The 17,989-nt window shown below is 63.9% G+C and carries 22 protein-coding genes; 12 read left to right on the forward strand and 10 right to left on the reverse strand.

The genetic code is table 11. The annotated features are described in order from the left end of the window. Positions 1 to 48 precede the first annotated feature (48 nt). Genes RAD16_RS32515 through RAD16_RS32525 form a run of 3 tightly spaced genes read right to left on the reverse strand, consistent with a single transcriptional unit; the run spans position 49 to position 1,637 of the window. Entirely contained in the window at positions 49 to 786 is a 738-nt protein-coding gene (locus RAD16_RS32515; protein ID WP_458161912.1) for an SOS response-associated peptidase, read from the reverse strand. A gap of 2 nt (positions 787 to 788) precedes the next feature. Next, positions 789 to 1,238, reverse strand: a complete 450-nt coding sequence (locus tag RAD16_RS32520) for a hypothetical protein (RefSeq protein WP_458161913.1) — start codon at positions 1,236 to 1,238, stop codon at positions 789 to 791. A gap of 30 nt (positions 1,239 to 1,268) precedes the next feature. Beyond that, on the reverse strand, positions 1,269 to 1,637 hold the full coding sequence (locus RAD16_RS32525) for a hypothetical protein (RefSeq protein WP_458161914.1): 369 nt from the start codon (positions 1,635 to 1,637) through the stop codon (positions 1,269 to 1,271). A 168-nt stretch (positions 1,638 to 1,805) separates the two neighbouring features. Here RAD16_RS32525 and ku point away from each other — a divergent pair, with 168 nt between their 5' ends. Next, entirely contained in the window at positions 1,806 to 2,729 is a 924-nt protein-coding gene (gene ku / locus RAD16_RS32530) for a non-homologous end joining protein Ku (protein WP_458161915.1), read from the forward strand. Here ku and RAD16_RS32535 read toward each other — a convergent pair. The 4 genes from RAD16_RS32535 to RAD16_RS32550 all read right to left on the reverse strand — a co-directional run bounded on the left by RAD16_RS32535 (position 2,726) and on the right by RAD16_RS32550 (position 5,261). Beyond that, complete coding sequence (locus tag RAD16_RS32535) at positions 2,726 to 3,475, reverse strand: endonuclease domain-containing protein (protein ID WP_458161917.1); 750 nt, start codon at positions 3,473 to 3,475, stop codon at positions 2,726 to 2,728. The genes ku and RAD16_RS32535 overlap by 4 nt on opposite strands. Before the next feature lie 71 nt (positions 3,476 to 3,546). Beyond that, positions 3,547 to 3,813 carry a hypothetical protein gene (locus RAD16_RS32540; RefSeq protein ID WP_458161918.1) on the reverse strand — a complete coding sequence of 89 codons (267 nt, stop codon included), beginning with the start codon at positions 3,811 to 3,813 and terminating at the stop codon, positions 3,547 to 3,549. A gap of 204 nt (positions 3,814 to 4,017) precedes the next feature. Then, on the reverse strand, positions 4,018 to 4,881 hold the full coding sequence (locus RAD16_RS32545) for an ImmA/IrrE family metallo-endopeptidase (RefSeq protein ID WP_458161920.1): 864 nt from the start codon (positions 4,879 to 4,881) through the stop codon (positions 4,018 to 4,020). An 8-nt stretch (positions 4,882 to 4,889) separates the two neighbouring features. Continuing rightward, positions 4,890 to 5,261 (reverse strand): helix-turn-helix domain-containing protein, encoded by a 372-nt coding sequence (locus RAD16_RS32550; protein ID WP_458161921.1) that lies wholly within the window; start codon positions 5,259 to 5,261, stop codon positions 4,890 to 4,892. 181 nt (positions 5,262 to 5,442) lie between these two features. Between RAD16_RS32550 and RAD16_RS32555 the strand changes: the two genes are divergently transcribed. Genes RAD16_RS32555 through RAD16_RS32575 form a run of 5 tightly spaced genes read left to right on the forward strand, consistent with a single transcriptional unit; the run spans position 5,443 to position 9,807 of the window. Then, positions 5,443 to 6,360 (forward strand): AAA family ATPase, encoded by a 918-nt coding sequence (locus tag RAD16_RS32555; protein ID WP_458161966.1) that lies wholly within the window; start codon positions 5,443 to 5,445, stop codon positions 6,358 to 6,360. Between the two features lie 2 nt (positions 6,361 to 6,362). After that, positions 6,363 to 6,845 carry a hypothetical protein gene (locus RAD16_RS32560; RefSeq protein WP_458161922.1) on the forward strand — a complete coding sequence of 161 codons (483 nt, stop codon included), beginning with the start codon at positions 6,363 to 6,365 and terminating at the stop codon, positions 6,843 to 6,845. Then, complete coding sequence (locus tag RAD16_RS32565; protein ID WP_458161923.1) at positions 6,842 to 7,348, forward strand: HORMA domain containing protein; 507 nt, start codon at positions 6,842 to 6,844, stop codon at positions 7,346 to 7,348. The genes RAD16_RS32560 and RAD16_RS32565 overlap by 4 nt, the downstream gene beginning before the upstream one ends. After that, complete coding sequence (locus tag RAD16_RS32570; protein ID WP_458161924.1) at positions 7,348 to 8,247, forward strand: CBASS oligonucleotide cyclase; 900 nt, start codon at positions 7,348 to 7,350, stop codon at positions 8,245 to 8,247. The genes RAD16_RS32565 and RAD16_RS32570 overlap by 1 nt, the downstream gene beginning before the upstream one ends. A gap of 39 nt (positions 8,248 to 8,286) precedes the next feature. Continuing rightward, positions 8,287 to 9,807 (forward strand): SAVED domain-containing protein, encoded by a 1,521-nt coding sequence (locus tag RAD16_RS32575; RefSeq protein ID WP_458161925.1) that lies wholly within the window; start codon positions 8,287 to 8,289, stop codon positions 9,805 to 9,807. Positions 9,808 to 10,911: 1,104 nt separating this feature from the next. On the opposite strand, the gene RAD16_RS32580 is transcribed toward RAD16_RS32575, so the two are convergent. Further along, on the reverse strand, positions 10,912 to 11,625 hold the full coding sequence (locus RAD16_RS32580) for a hypothetical protein (RefSeq protein ID WP_458161926.1): 714 nt from the start codon (positions 11,623 to 11,625) through the stop codon (positions 10,912 to 10,914). A 261-nt stretch (positions 11,626 to 11,886) separates the two neighbouring features. On the opposite strand from RAD16_RS32580, the gene RAD16_RS32585 reads away from it, so the two are divergent. Continuing rightward, positions 11,887 to 12,396 (forward strand): hypothetical protein, encoded by a 510-nt coding sequence (locus tag RAD16_RS32585; protein ID WP_458161927.1) that lies wholly within the window; start codon positions 11,887 to 11,889, stop codon positions 12,394 to 12,396. On the opposite strand, the gene RAD16_RS32590 is transcribed toward RAD16_RS32585, so the two are convergent. After that, positions 12,371 to 12,658, reverse strand: a complete 288-nt coding sequence (locus RAD16_RS32590) for a hypothetical protein (RefSeq protein WP_458161928.1) — start codon at positions 12,656 to 12,658, stop codon at positions 12,371 to 12,373. The two genes, RAD16_RS32585 and RAD16_RS32590, sit on opposite strands and share 26 nt — an antisense overlap. A 236-nt stretch (positions 12,659 to 12,894) precedes the next feature. Between RAD16_RS32590 and RAD16_RS32595 the strand changes: the two genes are divergently transcribed. From RAD16_RS32595 to RAD16_RS32615, 5 genes are read left to right on the forward strand one after another with little or no spacing between them, the layout of a single operon-like run. Next, complete coding sequence (locus RAD16_RS32595; protein WP_458161930.1) at positions 12,895 to 13,062, forward strand: hypothetical protein; 168 nt, start codon at positions 12,895 to 12,897, stop codon at positions 13,060 to 13,062. Then, positions 13,059 to 13,253: a hypothetical protein gene (locus tag RAD16_RS32600; protein WP_458161931.1), complete on the forward strand. Its 195-nt coding sequence runs from the start codon at positions 13,059 to 13,061 to the stop codon at positions 13,251 to 13,253. The genes RAD16_RS32595 and RAD16_RS32600 overlap by 4 nt, the downstream gene beginning before the upstream one ends. Then, complete coding sequence (locus tag RAD16_RS32605; protein WP_458161932.1) at positions 13,250 to 13,828, forward strand: metallophosphoesterase family protein; 579 nt, start codon at positions 13,250 to 13,252, stop codon at positions 13,826 to 13,828. Before RAD16_RS32600 ends, RAD16_RS32605 begins: the two co-directional genes overlap by 4 nt. Further along, positions 13,825 to 14,220 carry a hypothetical protein gene (locus RAD16_RS32610; protein ID WP_458161934.1) on the forward strand — a complete coding sequence of 132 codons (396 nt, stop codon included), beginning with the start codon at positions 13,825 to 13,827 and terminating at the stop codon, positions 14,218 to 14,220. Before RAD16_RS32605 ends, RAD16_RS32610 begins: the two co-directional genes overlap by 4 nt. Next, the gene (locus RAD16_RS32615) at positions 14,217 to 15,101 is read left to right on the forward strand and encodes a metallophosphoesterase (protein ID WP_458161935.1); all 885 of its coding nucleotides are present in this window, start codon (positions 14,217 to 14,219) and stop codon (positions 15,099 to 15,101) included. Before RAD16_RS32610 ends, RAD16_RS32615 begins: the two co-directional genes overlap by 4 nt. A gap of 441 nt (positions 15,102 to 15,542) precedes the next feature. Here the strand turns inward: RAD16_RS32615 and RAD16_RS32620 are convergent, their stop codons facing one another. After that, a complete protein-coding gene (locus tag RAD16_RS32620) occupies positions 15,543 to 17,948 on the reverse strand; it encodes a heavy metal translocating P-type ATPase (RefSeq protein ID WP_458161967.1) in 2,406 nt (801 codons plus the stop codon). Positions 17,949 to 17,989: the final 41 nt, after the last annotated feature.

Raw genomic sequence — 17,989 nt, forward strand, 5'->3', positions numbered from 1 at the left:
CGCTAAATGAACGCTGCTCCGGGTCATCCTATTTCGAGTCGGTATGATTCACCTAGTCTTGTCCTCTGATAAACCAGCGGGGTCTTCCTTCACTCCGCGGGCGACAACCCGCAGCGAGCCGTCCGGTAGCGGCCGTTGAAGCTTTAAGGCTTCGTCCGGCGGCGCGGTCAACCAAGTCTCGACTTCGTCCCCCGTGGTTAGAACTACTGGCATCGCTTTCGGATGGATGGCGCCAACTTCGGCGTTCGGCTCCGTCGTGAGAAAAGCGTAGAGGTCGTTGGTAGTCTCACCTTCCTTGACCTTCCTGACCGATGTCCAGTTGGTCCAGATGCCGGCGAAACAGGCGAGCGAGCGGGTCTCGTCGAGCGCGAACCAGATGTCGCCGCCCTCGGCCTTGTTGAATTCGCTGAAGCTGTTGAACGGCACGACGCAGCGATGCTCCGCACCCAACCACCTCGTCCAGTGCTTGCTTTTCACGTTGCGGATGTTGGTCGTGCCGCCGTCAGGCTCCATCCGAAGTAGTTGCTTGAAGTCGACTGACTTGCCCTTGGCTTCAAGCTTAGCCGCGCGCTTCTTGGCCGCCTCCATCAAAGCATGCTGCGACGACGGCATGCCCCATCGCGCGGTGACGAGCTCCCGGCGTTCGGCGCTGTTGCGCACGATGGGCGCCGCGTAGTCCGGAAACACGCCGGGCATCGGCGCGAGGTTGCCTACGTATCGGTTGATCACTCGGAACAGCTCGCTGATGGCGGCCTGGTTGGTGGTGATTGAATAAAGGTTACACATCGTCAGGTCTCCGGAGCGGCTTGGTGGGACCGCGATGCCAACTGCAGAAGAGTCGCTGAGGGTCGACGACCCGCCTTGCTACATTTGCTGCAGCGAAGACGGCTCGCCAAATCGTGGACGAATGTGGTCGGCGGATGGCGCAGCGCCGCCAAATCGACCGCTCGCCGTGACTTACACCGCGAGCACTCGATCTCGAGCCAAGTGTAACCGCCGTTGACGGCTTGATCTACGGTGGGTGAAGGATCGATCGGGCCGCCGCTCGCCCAGATTCGTTCGTTCCACGACTCGGAGAGCAATTTGTCGGCCTGGCGGATCAACGCCTCACCCTTGATGCGGGCCTCTGCGGCTTGACCAGCGAGAATCGTTGTCATGGCGCGTGCGCGACTGAGCTCTTTGGCGAGCGCCTTGCGGTCGCCGCCGGACAAGGGCGTCGGGTGATACTTCGGTGCCATAGCAGCATCCGTTTCCGGCCGTGCCGGCGACTACTCGAACGCAGGCCAGCAGCCGTCTTCCTCATGTCGCCCAGTCCGCTCGGCACAGGTATTCTCCAAGAGCCGCCGCGCGACATCCTTCCAGAGCGCTTCACAACCATACAGGCGCACGGCGTCTACTTTCTGGATCTCGACCACCCTGGCACAGCGCCGGCAGCCCACCCTGAGCAGATGCTTAGGAATTTGGTCCAGCCGCAGCGCCGCTTCGGAAGGGCCTGACCGCGCCTCGGCGCGAGGGTCGTCCAAGAGCGCCTGCCAGTATTCCGCGGGCAGATCGGCGTCGGGAGCCAGTCCGGGCTTCTGCGGCACGTTTCTGCCGACGAGAGCGGCCATCTTGTCCATTTGCTTGGTGGTCGGCATGCGCCAGCTCGCGGGTCGATCGGTCATACCAGAACATAACAAGAACAAGACTAGGGAGTCGATCCTCCGCCTGAAAAAAGGATGGTCAGTTGGCCCCGGCGGTTGTCGGAACCAGTTTCTGCCGTTCGTCTTGAATCCGAGCCATCCCGAACTGGAGTTCTGCGTAACATGGCCCCGCGCGCCAACTGGAAGGGCTTTCTCCGCCTATCGCTGGTCACCTGCCCGGTCGCCCTCTACCCGGCGACGTCGGAGAGCGAGAAGATCTCCTTCAATCAACTCAATCGTACGACCGGACACCGCATCAGGTACGTGAAGGTGGACGCCGACACCGGCGACGAGGTGTCGAACGAGGACATCGTCAAGGGCTATGAACTCGAGAAGGGGCAGTACATCGAGGTCACGAAGGAAGAGCTCGAAGAGCTTGCGCTGGAATCGACGCGGACCATCGAGATCGATGAGTTTGTCGACAAGTCCGAAATCGACCCGCGCTACCTGATCAGACCGTACTACCTCACGCCGGACGGCAAGATCGGCCATGACGCCTACGCGGTCATCCGCGAAACCATCCGCGCGATGGACAAGGTCGCGATCGGGCGCGTGGTCTTGACCAACCGCGAGCACATCATCGCACTCGAACCAAAGGCAAAGGGGCTCGTCGGTACGTTGCTTCGCTACCCGTATGAGGTGCGCAGCGAGGCGGAGTATTTCGACGATATCCAGGACGTGAAGTTGACGAAGGACATGCTGGACCTCGCGAAGCACATCGTGAGCCAGAAGGCAGGAAGTTTCGATCCCGGGAAATTCGAGGATCACTATGAGACCGCGCTTGTCGACCTAATCAACCAGAAGCGCGCGGGTAAGACGATCCGTCCGAAGGAGCGGCCGAAGGGCGAGAACGTGGTCGACCTGATGGAAGCGCTGAGGCAGAGCGTCGGTCGGGAGGTCGCGCCGGCGAAGGCGGCCAAGCCCGCCAAGAAGCCGCGCAAGGCGGCGTCAGGCCAGAAAGAGATGTTGATGCCGATCACTGGCAAGAAGCAGAAGGAAGCGGCCGCGAAGAGGCCGTCGGCCAGGCCGCAGCGGAAGTCCGCCTAGGCCGGCGGTGGCGAAAGCAATTGCGCTTCCGCGAGCTTCTTCGCTTTGATGGCCTGGTATCGCTCTTCGATCAGAGGCCACGCATCGTCGAGCAGGGGCTTGACCGCGACCACCATGCGAATGAAGTCCTCCGGTATCTCGAAATCCGGATTTCTACGCTTTTCCTCGATGACGAAGCGTGCGCAGGCGACGAACATGTTCCAGAACTGCTCCGGCGTCGAAATACGGATGCGACGCCGCTGCTTGATCTCGGCGAAATAGCTCGGCCACGGGTAGTCCCGGCTCCATTCTCGTTCATCGAACTTCTGCAGGAAAAAGCGTCTGCGCCAGTAGTTGACCGGCTCCATCCGATCCTCGAGCTCCTTCTCGATGAGAGTGAGCACGCGATGTTCGTACGCTTGAGCGTAGGGATAGAAATCCCGCTCGTCGATTCGAATGAATGCGTCGTCGAACCCGCGATAGTCGCCCCGCTCATCCGCTTCGTACATTCCGAGATGCCAATTGCACCCCGAGCAGGTGAGACCACGAATGTTGTATACCGTGAGCTTCTCGCCGCTTCCGCGCTCCGGGTAGTGATCATGCTCGATGATCAGGTCGTGGGTCTCGTCACAGAACGCGCACTTGAAGTCCTGCGCGCGCGCGAGCTCGACGACAAGTTCTCTGACGTCGGCGTCGAGGCGCATCCAGCCTCTGGCCTTCTTCTTCAAAATACCCGCGGGCAATTGGCGCCAGAAATGGTCGCTCATGTGAAAAGACCTGGAAGATGACGACGGTCACCATCTAGTCTTCATCGGAACCATGTTCAATCTGTGGTGGACTATTCCGCCGCCGGGCACTCGGGACAGACGTCGCCGATCGAACCCAAGACCTCGCGGACCTCCGCAACGGCGTCGTCCGGCGAGACCTCTTTCGGCGGATTCTGACGGGCAAGATCGACGGCGCGTTCGCGTGCATGCGGGTCGGCACGGTCCCTCACCCAGCCGTGCTCCTCGCATTCGTGGATGGCGCCGGCTTCCAACAGCACGTTGATCGCCCACCCCCGCAGCGTCCGTATCGCCGGCCGCCGCTCCTTCGTCGTCAGCATCGAGATCACTCCTGCTGGGACGAATCGTTCCGCCCTCCCGATCGTTCCGGGCAGTTAACACAGGTCAGGGATTCGCAATCGACGGGGCTGGGGCTTGTCCATCTGTTCCCGCAGCCCCGTGCGGGACAACGTCGCCGGCGCTGGATCGTCCTCACGCCGCGAGCGACATCAGAAGCGACTGGACGCGCAGCCACATGCGGCTGCCTACCTGCGCTTCTTGCCGCTGGGCCAGGGAAGCACTCCGTCGAGCTCGCGCAACCGATAGGAGTCTTCGTCCCATTGTTTTCGTTCGGGGGCAGGCGCCGCGATCTGATCGCCGTCGAACCACAGCAACGTCAGCGTCTGGTCCCACTGCCCTAGGTGCAGTGCATCCTCGAAGAGCGCCCCGTCACGTGCCCAGTCTTCGAACCACGAATCCGGCTCTGCGTCCTCGGCCCCTGACGCCTTCTCACCTGAACGAACGCGCGCGCTGTAGGAGTCGGTCGGCAGAGGCGAACCCGGCCTGATCCAGCCTTTCGCTTCGCGAAGACGCGCCGACCGGGCGCTGTATCGGATCTTTCCTCCCTCGGAGACAACGAACGCGCACAGTTCGCGTGAAAAGGTCGCGAAGCGCGAGCCAGTGGAAATCAGCGACGCATCGAATTCGTCCGCGAGATTCCCAATTGCCGCGAGCGCCATATCGGCGCTGTCGACGCGGGGCTTGAACAGTTTATGGGGTAGCAGCAACTCGGCCGCGAAAACGTCGCAAGCGATCTCGCCTGGGGGCCGGCGCGAATAGCTCCAGCTCGGCGTCGCATGGTTGGAGGCTATTTCTAGGACGACGTGAGCTACCTCATGGCAGACGCTAAACCGTTGCCGCCGCGCCTTATGAGCGCAATTTACGCAGATGCGGTACTTGCCCGCGCTGTCTCGGAAGGACCAGGCGTCCTCATTCTCCTCAAGCGCCTCCTTGAGCACTTCGCCGCCTATCTGCGAAGCGTAGGCATCGACCGAAACCGGCAACGCCAATGGTCCGCAGCGTCCGATGAACTCACGCGCCTTCATAGCGATGCCGAGTTCATCGATCATGGTACCCCCTATGTCATGAATTTGCGGATGCGGGCGAGCGAGGTCGCATAATCGGGGCGCGCGCCGCGGTTGACGACCGTTGTCAGCATGTGGAACTGGTCGAAGGTGATGCTCGGATCGCCGCGAACGAACTCGACAAGCTTGACGTCGAGGTTAGTGTGGTCGACGAGGAAGCGAAGTATCTCCGCGTCGCGCTTGGGGGGCGCGAGCGCCGATATCAGCTTGTCGACTACCTCCTTGGAGGGGGCCTCCTTCGTTCCGGTCTCGAGGCGGTAGATGTAGGCGTGGTCGACGCGGCTGCGTTCAGCGACTTCCCGTAAGCTCATGCTGCGGCGTTCCCGCAGATCCTTCAACCAGGTTCCAAGCGCCGTCTCCGGCATTCGCCCTCTCAACAAAATTTTGCCACATTTGCCTGTTGTCTGGCTGGACAACACGCCCTTGCCCCGCTGCGCAGCTTGGGCGTTTTTATGGGCCCGGGCGTTGTCTGGCTGGACACCAGCTTTACAGCCTCACGTGGGGAATGCAAGCGCAGAGAGGTCGAATGCACCCCCGGAGGTGAACGTGACGGCGCAAATCAAGCCTTTTTCCGCAGAGATCGAACTGCCCAAGGGCATTCAGCGGATCCTTCCCCTGCCGAACGACCAGCTCGGCGCCCTCTGGAACTCGATCGTCATCGACCTCGCGATTAAGGACAAGCTCGAGGCCCAGGGCATCTTGAACTTCACGGTTCGCGAGAAGGTCTCGCGGACCGTGCTCCCGCTGCACGGCGTTATCCTGCTGGTGGGACCCCCCGGCACCGGCAAGACGTCGCTGGCCCGCGGCCTTGCCAACCAAATCTCCAAGGCATTCCCCGGCGGCAAGTTCCGCCTGATGGAGGTGGAGCCGCATCAGCTCGCAAGCTCCTCCCTCGGTAAGAGCCAGCGCGCGGTCACCGAACTGTTCGGCCAAGCGATCGCCGAAGCGGCCGCCAGGGGACCGGTGGTGGTCCTGCTCGACGAGGTCGAGACGCTCGCCGTGGATCGCGCGAAGCTGAGCATGGACGCCAATCCGGTGGACGTGCATCGCGCCACCGACGCGGTTTTGGTCCAACTGGACGCACTGGCGGAGCGCTACCCGAACCTCCTGTTCGTCGCGACCAGCAACTTCCCCCGCGCGGTCGACAGCGCGTTCACCTCGCGCTGCGACCTCATCGTCGAGATCCCGCTTCCCGCCAAGGAAGCCTGCGCGCAGATCCTGAAGGACTGCCTGAGCGGACTCGGCGCGACCTATCCCGCTGTCGCCAGGCTCGCGAACGCGGCCGGTTTCGCCGAGTGCGCCGCCGCCTGCGTCGGGCTCGACGGCCGCGCGATCCGCAAGATGGTCGCGAGCGCGCTCGCGAGCGATCCGGAGACGGCGGTGCGTCCGGAGAAAGTCACTCTTGCGCAGATCCTCGCCGCGGCGAAGGCCGCGAAGGCCGCTCGTTCGGCGGCGGATCGCTGACCATGAGCACCGTCTACCGCCGCACCTTCGCCGCCGCCCCCGCCCGCGATGCTCTGTCGACCTGGAGTGCGATCGTGGACGTGCTCGCGCCCGGCGCCACGCATCCCGCCCGCAAGGAGCTGACGTCGGTCGCCGGCATCGCGGCCAGCATCATCTCGGACCGCTCGCCGAAGGACCATGCCATCGTGGCAACCTGCGACGGCCCGCGCACCCGCGTCTATTGCCTCTTCGACGACGACGCGGTCGACGGTTCGGACGCCAACGAAGCCGCGCTCGGTTACGACGCCTTGAAGGGCGATTGGGCCGTCTCGCTGCCCTGCGACGCCGACGAGCTCGACTGGGTGCAGCGGGCGCTGAAGAAGCACGGAACCCGAATCACGGCGCGCGAACTCGACGCGCCGGTCGCCGCCGACCAGGACGAGCCGGCCGCGGCGGCGGCCCGGCTTTCGCTCGTCCCCGACCTGAAGGGATTGCGCGAACCATGACCGCCGTCGCCGTAAACGTCTACTCTCACACGCATTCGGTCACTTACGTGGCCGAGAACATCCTCAAGAGCCTGAAGGACATCATCCGCCTCAGCGGCCTCGACCCCACCGAATTCGTGAACGACTGGGATCTGCACATGCGCGGCGTCGATGGCTGGCTCCGCTCCGGCGATCTCGACCGCGTCATGCTCGACATCTATCACCCACGTACGGGCGTGCTGCTGTTCCAGTGGAGCATCGAGATCTCCTACGCCTGGAATGGCGGCGACGGCAGCTTCTGGACCGACACCGACCAGTTGAAATACGCCATCCGCAAGGCCGGTCTGGCGCCAAGCGAAGCGAAGTACGACCTGCGTCTGAACACGAAGCCGGGGCGCCACGACATCGCCGGCTGGAGCAAGGCCGCGGCGCGCTCCACGGAGGGCATGGTGCGGCACAGCCTCGGCACCACCATCGGCCACGGCAGCCTCAGCGCCAGCACGTCCTACCTGAGGAGACCCTGATGCTGACCACCAACGAAGCCTTCCGCAAGTTCAAGAGCAAGCTCGAGCTGAACCAGCGCGAGCAGGACAACGCGCGGTCGCGCGAGCAGGAAGTGCGCGAGTACCTCGACACCAAATTCTCCATCGACAACGACTTCCTGACCGGCTCCTACGCGCGGTGGACCAAGACCAAGCCGCTCAAGGATGTCGACATCTTCTTCGTGCTGAACCCGAACAAGCGTGACTACCGCTCCGAGGCACCGTCGGTCGTGCTGGGTGACTTCCACGACGCGCTCGTTGACAAGTACGGCGAGAAGGCCGTCAAGAAGCAGGGGCGCTCGATCAACGTCGACTTCGGCGTGCAGGTCGACGCAGAGGACAACACCGACTACCGCATCATGAGCGTCGACGCCGTGCCCGCCTTCGTGGCCGGCGCTGACTACGAAATCCCCGACAGGGATCTCGGCAAGTGGATCAAGACCAACCCGAAGACGCATGCCGAGAAGGCGACGGCTGCCCATCAGGCCTATTCCAGCGAATGGAAGGGCCTCGTCCGCATGGTCAAATACTGGAACAACAATCCCAAGCACGGCGAGAAGCCGATCAAGCCGTCCTTCCTGATCGAGGTCATGGCGCTCGAGATCCTTTACGGTGGCTTCGGCGGCAGCTTCGACCGGGAGATCCAGGGCTTCTTCGCCACGCTCGGGGACCGGATCTTCGACACCTGGCTTGATCCCGCAGGGCTCGGGCCTCCGATCAGCGACGGCATGGACCAGGCGCGCAAGGAGCGCGCCCGCGGCCTGCTGCTGGCGGCCGAGCAGGAGGCCGCATTCGCGATCGATCTGGCCCGCAAGGGGCGCCAGGGCGACTCGCTGAGGGCCTGGCGCGCTCTGTTCGGGCCGAAGTTTCCGATCTCTTGAGCCGAACAATGAAGCACAACCTGCCGGCAGGAGAAAAACATGGCTGACGCGGTCCTGCCGAGATGGCACGGCGACAACTACCAGGCCCGCGTATTCTGGGAGAACGCGCTCAACCTGCTCGACGACGGCACGTCGTGCATCGTGGAAGTGGCTTTCGAAGCCGACGGCCCCAAGGCCTTCGACGATGTCGTCGTGCGCTACGATCCCGCCGTGGTCCGGTCGGGGCCTGAACGCGTCACCGCGGACTACCATCAGGTGAAATGGCACGTCGAGTACGGTGGCCGCTTCGGCTACGCGGATCTCGTCGATCCCGCCTTCATCGGCGCCAAGTCGTTCTCCATCCTCCAGCGTCTCGAAGAGGCGCGGAAGAAGGCCGGACCCGGCGCCTGCTTTTCCTTCCTCACCACCTACCGTATCAAGGACGGCGACCCGCTCGCCGATCTCGTTTCCGGCAACGACCGGTCGCTGCTGGTCGAAAAGTTATTCGACGGTACCAAGACCGACGGCAGCAGGATGGGCGCGGTCCGCAAGCTTTGGCGCGAGCACCTCGGACTTTCCGACCACGAAGCCCTGCGCGGGGTGCTCGCCGGCTTCCGCATATTCGACGGGCACCGTTCGCTCGAAGAACTCAAGGACTCGATCGTTCTGCGCGCCAGGACGGTCGGCGTCATCACGACCGTGCCGACCAGCTCCGACTTCCGCCTCGACGAGCTCGCCCGCGCGCTCAAGAAGCGCGGCCTCAACTCGTTCACGCGCGAGACGTTCAGGCAATTGTGCAGGGACGAATCGATTCTCGCCGAGGCGGCCGCTGCCGCGGCGGATCCCCACCTGCCCGTCGCCATCCGGTCGTTCCTCGGGCCCGCGTCGGACATCGTGGGCGCCTTGCCGGAGCATACGCTGGTGCTGACCGACTCGTTCCGGCAGCGATATCTTCGTGACGATCTCGACTGGCAGCGCGACATCCGCCCACGCGTCGAAAGCTTCCTGCGCGAGAAGGTCGTGCGGAGTCCGATGTTGCGTCTGATCCTCGACGCCCACGCATCGGTCGCCTTCATCGCCGGCGCGGTGCTGGACGTGAAGTCCGGCGTAGCGGTCGAGCTGGTGCAGAAGGGCCGGGTCGGGTCCCGCGTGTGGCGCGCCGACGATGGATCGGAAAGCGGTGCGCCCGACTTCCAAATCACGGAACACAGGCTCGGCGACGGGCCGGAGATCGCGATCGCCATCAGCGTCGCGCAGTCCGCGGAAGCCGCGGCGCGGGCCTACTGCGAGGCATCCCTGCCGAACGTCGGCAGGCTGGTCGTCTTCGTTCTAGGTCCCGGTCAGCGCGGCGTGTTGGGTGGTGGACACGCGGCGGCGCTCGCAGAATCCTTGGCGAACCATCTGCGTTCGCTCAAGGGAAACGACATCGACGCCCTCGCTCATGTCTTTGCGGCGGCGCCGAACGCGCTGTTGTTCTATCTGGGCCAGCAGTATCAGGCGATCGCTCCGTGCGTCGTCTACGAATACGATTTTGATCGGCGGGGCAACAAGAGCTACCAGCCTTCCATGACCATGGATTAGCCGTCCTAAATTCAGGCCTAAGTCCTCCATGACGGCAACGTGTTTTCTGACGTCGCCGAAGCGCTCATGTAAGGAACCAGGACAGGGATCCGGTCTTGATCGTGGCTTGCATTTTGCGGGAAGGGAACCTGATTTAGCTTCGCATTATCGCACGGTATTCTACCGTCACCGCACCGTTTGTTATCGTGGAGCGTTACCGGTGACGACATCACCCGTGATATTCATTTTCTCGACACCCCCCATTACTTCCCCACTTACGACGCTCGTTCGCGTGCATGTTTGTCCAATTGCCTTAATTCCGTTTGCGGTCAGCCAATCGTGTCCGGCCCTCGAGACTCGCCAATCGAACTCGTCCTCGCGTTCGACGAGTCCGAACTGGCGCAGCGTATTGACAGCGCGGGCGTGAACGCGTGCGAGTCCCTCTCGTCCAGGCTGGATGAGTGCGAACCACGTCCTGCTGCGGTAAGTGGCTTCGCGGAGAGTGGCGCCGCGCGCCATGGCGACGATTAAGTGAAGCGGACCTGTCGTGAGGCGCACGTCAGCGGCCTCTGGCTTTCGCCGCCGGCCTTGAATCCCGCGTCGGTGATCTTCCAGTCGAATTCGTGGAAGCGCTTGAGTACACCGGGCAGCGGCAGAACGCCGCCGCGGGCGATGAAGTCCTCCTAGCGCGGCCGGCTGATCCCGCCGTGCTAACCCCAGCGCCTGGCCGGGACGCGGCAGCGTCTAGTTGAAAGCGCGTTCGGGCAGCACGGCACCTTTGCCCATCGCCAGAAGGAAACCGCGCGGAGCCGGCGTCGAATGCGTGATCGCAGGGTCGGTTCATGTTCTGGCTCGTTCTGTTGTTCAGGCGGCCACTCTCTAAACGGTGACGCGCGTATTGGGAGGCAGCGTCATCCGGCAGCGGGTACGGAGCTCTCTGGGTGCCCGGCGAGCTCGGTGGGACGTCGCATCCTTGCCGCCGCGTCCGATGATGAAGCGAGGCCGGCGACGATAACGCCGAGGGCTGTAGTAGCTTCGTAACGTATTCGGACGGCGGCGGCACCAGTCGCCGAGCCGAACGTATGCCAGTGCTGCGCCCGAGTCTCCGACTGTCGCCTTCACGATTCACGTCAGGATATCCATGGCCGCTTCATCAGGAGGAGCGAGTCGCTCTGGCGCCAGATAGGCCCGGGCCGTCCAGATGAACTTCGCCGTCGTCATGCCGCCGCGCGCGCCGAGCTCGATGTGGATCAGGCCGGCGTCTTCGAGGGCGCGCAGCGCGCGGCGAATTCGGTAGTCGCCGCTGTACCTGTGACGTCCGTCGACGCCAAGTCCATCGAGCAGATTCCGGAAAGCCCATGTTGGGTCGCAGCGATGAGGACTTGCTCGCTTGGACACGTACGGCTGCGTGCCGTCAGCTCCGACGACGGCGGCGATGCGGAGCTCATTGAGATTCGCGGGATTCCTAGTGCAGGCGCCATCGTAGTCAACTCCATATACCTTATTGCCGTGCACCTTGGTGCAGGCAGCCAGCACTGCCACAGGATCCCAGCGTCCCGGCGCGAGTGCGTCCAGGCGCACGATGTTTTCTATGAACGTCACGTTTCCGAACAGCTCCGACACCGGCTCAAAGTGGCAATGGCGGCGGCAGCAGATCGTCACGACGCCGTCGACGTCGAATAGCCCGTCGACGTCCGGCAGCGGAGGCGCGTTGCGGCTCCGCATGTGGTTCGCGTCAGTCATGTTGTAGATGCCAAAATCCATCTCAGATTGCGTCATCGGCTGCGCTCCCAGTTGTAGAAGTTGCTGCCAAGGCAACGTCGTTCGCTTCGTGGCCACCGGCGGACGTGGCCGAGACCGGCGCTTTCGCGGCGAGGGTGGCGGGGACGGCATCATCAGCAGCATGTTGGCGCGAGGCCAGGACAGCTTTAGGAGGCCACCCGTCGGAGGCTCGCCCAGGCGAGTTACTTGGGATGCTATTATACGTACAGCAGCATAACATATTTTGTCAAGCTATCCTCAGCCCATGCGTTCCCGCTTTACGATTTCCGGCTTGCCGCAAATCGTGTTCCGATGACCAGGCAGATAGGAGGCGACGTTATGCTGAGATCCATTCTTTCGGCCATCCGGACCGCGCTGAGGGGCTCGTTCTCGTTCTTGTGGGAAGCGTTCGGCCTGCCGGGCAGGCTGTTCGCGGGGCTGCTCGGCGGCGCCGCCGACGGCCCGCCGGCCGGCGACAGCCCTCTCGTCAGGGAGTTCAAGTCCGAGCTTGCCGAGCGGAAATCGCTCGCCGACAACCACGTCAAAGTCGCGCGATCGGTGCTCGCCTGGGCGGCGGACTCCATCATCGCCGACAAGCCGGCGCCGGTGCCGGCTTGGCTGCCGCGCGAACTCAAAAACTGGCTGCCCGGCCTGACGCGAGAGGAGGTCGAAAAGCTGATTTCAGCCGATAATCAGGCCATTTCCGCTCATGTGCGCAAGATCTTCGCGCTGAACGGGGTTCGCAAGGTGCAGCCGCTCAAGCCTGCGGAATGGCCTCCGGAGCCAGTCTCTGTCGAGCCGGCTCCGGAGTTCGTGCGCTACGCTACCGCGCCGCGGCCCGCCGCTTAGTCACGCGGCGCATCGCCATCCGGAGCTTCGCGTTCTCGACGCGGAGCTCCTCGCGCTCTTCGTAGGAGTGGCGCCGCAGCTCTTCCGAGAGGTCGAGCGCGGTCTCGAGCTGCTCGCGATTCCAGCTCTCCCAGCGATGGGCGTTGAGCCGCGCCGCGGCTTGCAGCGCTCCCACAAACGCGCCGGCGACCGTCAGCGATCCGGCCGCCGCGCCCGCCGAGAAGCCGCCGCTGTTGAAGTTGGTATGGCTGTCGCCGCTCATTCTCTTTCCTTTCATGCTCAAGGACTCTGGCCGAACGCCTGTCGTCCGATGGCGTTGATCATAGCAGGCTAACGTGGTAACGAAATTAAAGAGGCAGATTGCATTTTAGCGATCTGTCGGTTTTTCGAATCCTGGGGAGGCACCATGACTAACGAGACCGAGATCGCCGGCGACGCCGCCGATAGGCTGGCCGCGTTCGCTGCCGGCCTATCGACCGCCTCCAGCGCGAGCTGGTTGTGACCGCTGCCTCCGACGCCTACGACCCGCCGTACTGCGTCACGCGTGGCGTAGAGGGCGACGTGATCGTGCGCTGGAGCGAGCTGACGGAAGCCGAGCAGGCAGCGGCCTGGGATTTCCACCTCAAGACGTTCGGCGCCGCCGACGACAAGGAATCGAAATCATGAGGCTGCACGCGAACGAACAGGTCGCTCCGGGTCATTTCGTCGTCCGGCAGCCGGGCGAGGTCCTGGTCTGCCGCCTTGGCGACCAGCGCTACGAACCCGGCGACGACGCCGACACCGACATGATCGTCAATCCGTGCGACATCTATGTCGCCCGCGCGATGTGGTTCGAGGAAAAGGGAGCGATGCAGTGACTACATTCTTCATCTCAGATCCCCATCACTTTCACGCGTCGCCTGATAAGCCGGATGGCATCATCAAGATGTGCCGCAGACCCTTCGCCAACGGCCGAGAAATGACAGAAGTGATGGTCGAATCCTACCGGTCCGTCGTGCGGGCCGACGACGACGTGATCTGTCTCGGCGACTTCGCTCACCGCGCCGAACCGAAGGCGCTGCGCAAGCTTTTCGATTCCTTGCCGGGCCGCAAATACCTCGTTTGCGGCAATCACGACGACGAGGTCACAAAAAGTTTGGGTTGGACCTGGGTTAAGGACATCGCGCTCTTGACCGTGGAATCCACGAAATTGGTCCTGTGTCACTACCCGATGCTGAGCTGGCCCGGCTCGCGCAAGCCGACGACACTCCAACTCTACGGCCACCACCATGGCCGCATCCCCGGCAACCAGCAGAGCTGCGACATCGGCGTCGAGATTATGGGCTGGGCGCCGGTACGGCTCTCGCAGATCAAGGCGCACATGGCGACGCTGCCGCCGCGCCCGGACCCCGAGGCGGGCCTCGATCTCGAGAACGACGGCGCGAAGCCGTGAGCGCCAAGATCGCCGACACCAACAACCCGCAGGGCCTCCGCGATCGTCAGCGTGCTCTCGATCTCGACGAGCGCCGGACCCCGCTGCAGGTCGGATTCTGGGCGCGCGCGACCGTCAACGAGCGCCAGCGCTCCGCGCTACCGCCGCGCATGCCCAGGGACGTCATGGACTGGCTCCCGGGTCTGAACGCCGAGGAACTGAGGCGCCTGTCGCGGGCGAGCACGGCGGCGATCAGACTCATCGCCGGGGTGTGCGGAGGCCGCATCGACAGTGTCCGCTCCGTGCAGCCGCTGCAGCGGTGCGTGCTGCGTTTTTCCAAGCTGCTTCCCCCGGCCGAGGAGCTGCCCGATCCCGCCGGAGGCGGCGGTGGACAGAAGCGGAGGTTCGGATGACGCTGCTCGCAGTCCAGTCAGACCTGCACATCGACCATGAGCGCAACGGCTATCCGAAGCCGCCGCCGGTCGAGGCCGACGTGCTGGTCGTGATCGGTGACACGACGAATGCAATGACGCGCTCGCTGCACTGGATCGCAGAAACCCTCTGCGATCGTGTGCGGCGCTGCGTCTATGTGCCAGGTAATCACTGCTTTTACCGCGGACCACGCGGCTCCGGCGAGGAGAACACATTCTACGAAGACCAGATGGAGCGCGGACGGGAGATCGCCGCGACCGTCGGAATCCATCTCCTGCAGAACGATGTGCTGCACCTGGATGATATGGGCGTCCGCATCGCCGGCGCGACGCTTTGGTCGGATTTCAGGTTGCTGCCGCCCGGCTGGTCGCGGAGGACGGCGATGTACTACTCGCAGAACGGGCGCCTGCGCGACGACCCCTGGTCGCTCAGGGACAAGCATAACGACTTCATCGAGATCCGAACGGGCGCCGGCAACAGCGACCATCGCTTCACGCCGTCGCAGTGGCTCAAGCTGCACGACGAATCCTTCGGCTTCTTCTCGCGCGTGCTTGAAACACCCTACGACGGCGAGACGGTCTGTGTATCGCACATGGGTCCGGCATCGTCGGTCGAGCCTGGGATGCACGCGTGGTTGTATGGCTCCGAGGATATCGAAACCTTGATGAGGGGCCCAAACGCGCCGAGCTTTTGGTTGCACGGCCACGTCCACAAGTCGCTTGACTACTCGATCGGCGGCACGCGCGTGGTCTGCAATCCACGCGGTTACGCCTTGGCGAACGGCATGCGCGAGAACCCCAATTTCGATCCGACGCTCGTCGTCAAGATCGAGCCGCGCCAGTCGTTGACCATGAAAATCTGAGCATGCTGAATCAGGCGAAAGGAGAGGAGTTGCACTGATGGATGATTTGTTCGTCGAAAGAGAGCCTGGAGGACATCGTCGCAAGCTTCGCCTTGCGAGCCATCGTCAGATAGGTAAGCAGCGCTCTGGCGCGGGCGTCCGTGTGGTCGAGCGCGACGACTTCGGGTGAGCAGCCGGCCAGGATGATGTCGGGCTTGCTGGCACCGACCGGCGCCGAGCCTGCGTGCCATGCCAGCCGATCCTGCTGTGGGAAGAGATCCAGCAGCTATCCTTCCACGGCCCGCTGCAGGGCGCTTCGAGTCCCTTCTTCAGCTTTCCAAACTGGATCATTTCGAATGTGTACATGTCTGCCCTCAAGGTCATACGGCGATTTGCTGCATGGAAATGGGCCAGTCTTAAGTTTTCCTGACGGTTCCGAGATGCCGTCCTCTGGACACCCGATCAGACCCGCACTGTCCTCAGCCGCAGCGCGTTGCCGACCACGCTCACCGAAGAGAGCGCCATTGCCGCGGCCGCCACGATCGGCGACAGCAGGAGCCCGAAGGTCGGATAGAGCACGCCGGCCGCGATCGGGATGCCCGCCGCGTTGTAGGCGAAGGCGAAGAACAGGTTTTGGCGGATGTTGCTCATCGTCGCCCGCGACAGCCGCCGGGCGCGGACTATGCCGCTGAGGTCGCCCTTGAGCAGGGTGACGCCGGCGCTTTCCATCGCGACGTCGGTGCCGGTCCCCATCGCGATGCCGACTTCGGCGGCAGCCAGCGCCGGCGCGTCGTTCACGCCGTCGCCGGCCATCGCGACGATCCGCCCGTGCCGCTGCAGCTTGGAGACCACTGCGCTCTTCTGATCGGGCAGCACTTCTGCTTCCACGTCGGCGATGCCGAGTCTGCGCGCGACCGCCTGGGCCGTGGTCCGGTTGTCGCCGGTGAGCATGATTACCTTGACGCCATCCGCCGCGAGGTCGCGCAGCGCGTCTGGCGTGGAGTCCTTCACGGGATCGGCGATCGCCAGAATGCCGGCGAGTTTGCCGTCCACGGCCATGTTGATGACGGTGGCGCCTTCGCCGCGCTGCCGCTCCGCCTCGGCTTGCATCGCCGCGGTTTCCACTCCCTGCGACCGCATGAAGGCGGCGTTGCCGAGCAACACCTTCTTGCCCTCGACCGTTCCGAGCGCGCCCTTGCCGACAGGCGAGTCGAAGTCCTGCACATCGGTTGTTTGGATGCCCCGATCCTTGGCCTCGTTCACGACCGCGTCGGCGAGCGGGTGCTCGCTGGCGCGCTCGACGCTGGCCGCGAGCCGCAGCACCTCGGCCTCGGTGTAGTCCGCCGAGGGTTTCACGGACACGACCTTGGGCTTGCCTTCGGTCAGCGTGCCCGTCTTGTCGACGACCAGCGTGTCGATCCGCTCCATGCGCTCGAGCGCTTCGGCGTTCTTGATGAGCACGCCGGCCTGGGCGCCGCGCCCGACGCCGACCATGATCGACATCGGAGTGGCGAGCCCCAGGGCGCAGGGACAAGCGATGATCAGGACGCTGACCGCGGCGACTAGTCCGAAGGCGAGACGGGGCTCAGGACCGTAGACCGCCCAAGCGCCGAACGCTGCGATGGCAACGACGATGACAGCCGGCACGAACCAGCCTGCGACCTGATCGGCCAGACGCTGAATCGGCGCGCGCGAGCGCTGCGCCTGCGCGACCATCTGCACGATCTGGGACAGCATCGTGTCGGCCCCGACCTTTTCGGCGCGCATGATGAAGCCGCCGGAGCGATTGATGGTGCCGGCGATCACCTTGCCGCCGACGTCCTTGCTAACGGGCATGGATTCGCCCGTCACCATGGACTCGTCGAGCGAGGAGCGCCCCTCGGCGATCTCGCCGTCGACCGGCACCTTTTCGCCTGGCCGGACGCGAAGCCGATCTCCGACCTGCAGGGACGAGATCTCGACTTCCTCATCGGCGCCGTCGTCACGGATGCGGCGTGCGGTCTTCGGTGCCAGATCGAGCAGGGCCTTGATCGCGCCGGAGGTCGCCTCGCGCGCCCGTAGTTCAAGCACCTGGCCCAGCAGGACGAGCACAGTGATGACGGCGGCTGCTTCGAAGTAGACGGCCACGGCCCCGTCGTGACCTCGGAAGGTGGCCGGAAAGACGCCGGGCGCGACGGTGGCGACGACGCTGTAGACCCAGGCGACGCCCGTGCCCATCGCGATCAGCGTGAACATGTTCAGATTGCGAGTGATGATCGATTGCCAGCCACGGACGAAGAAGGGCCAGCCCGACCAGATCACGACCGGGGTCGCGAGAACCAACTGGATCCAGTTCGACAGGGTTTGGTCGATCCAGCCATGACCGCCGATGAGGTGACCGCCCATTTCAAGGATCACGACTGGGACGGAGAGGGCGAGACCCACCCAGAAGCGGCGGGTCATATCGATCAGCTCTGGATTTGGCCCGGTGTCCGCGGTAGCGACCTCGGGCTCGAGCGCCATGCCGCAGATCGGACAATTGCCGGGCCCGACCTGGCGGATCTGGGGATGCATGGGGCAGGTGTAGATCGTGCCTTCCGGCACGTTGGCCGGCGCCGCCTGCTGCGCCTTTCCATGGACGTACTTCGCCGGGTCTGCCTCGAACTTGGTGCGGCAGCGTTCCGAACAGAAATAGTAGGTTTGCCCGCCGTGCTCGACCTTGTGCCGAGCGGTCGTGGGGTCGACCTTCATGCCGCAGACGGGATCCACCGTCCCCGCGACCGCATGTTGGTGATGGGCGTGATCCGCGTGACCATGGCCGCCGGAATGCGAGTGCCCGCAGCGGCTTCCGCGAGCCTCTCCGGATTTCTGGCTGTGCTGCGCGTCCATCTGCGAACTCCATCTTGCGGAAAGTACCCTAGGGGGGTATA

This window comes from Bradyrhizobium sp. 18BD (assembly GCF_054185225.1).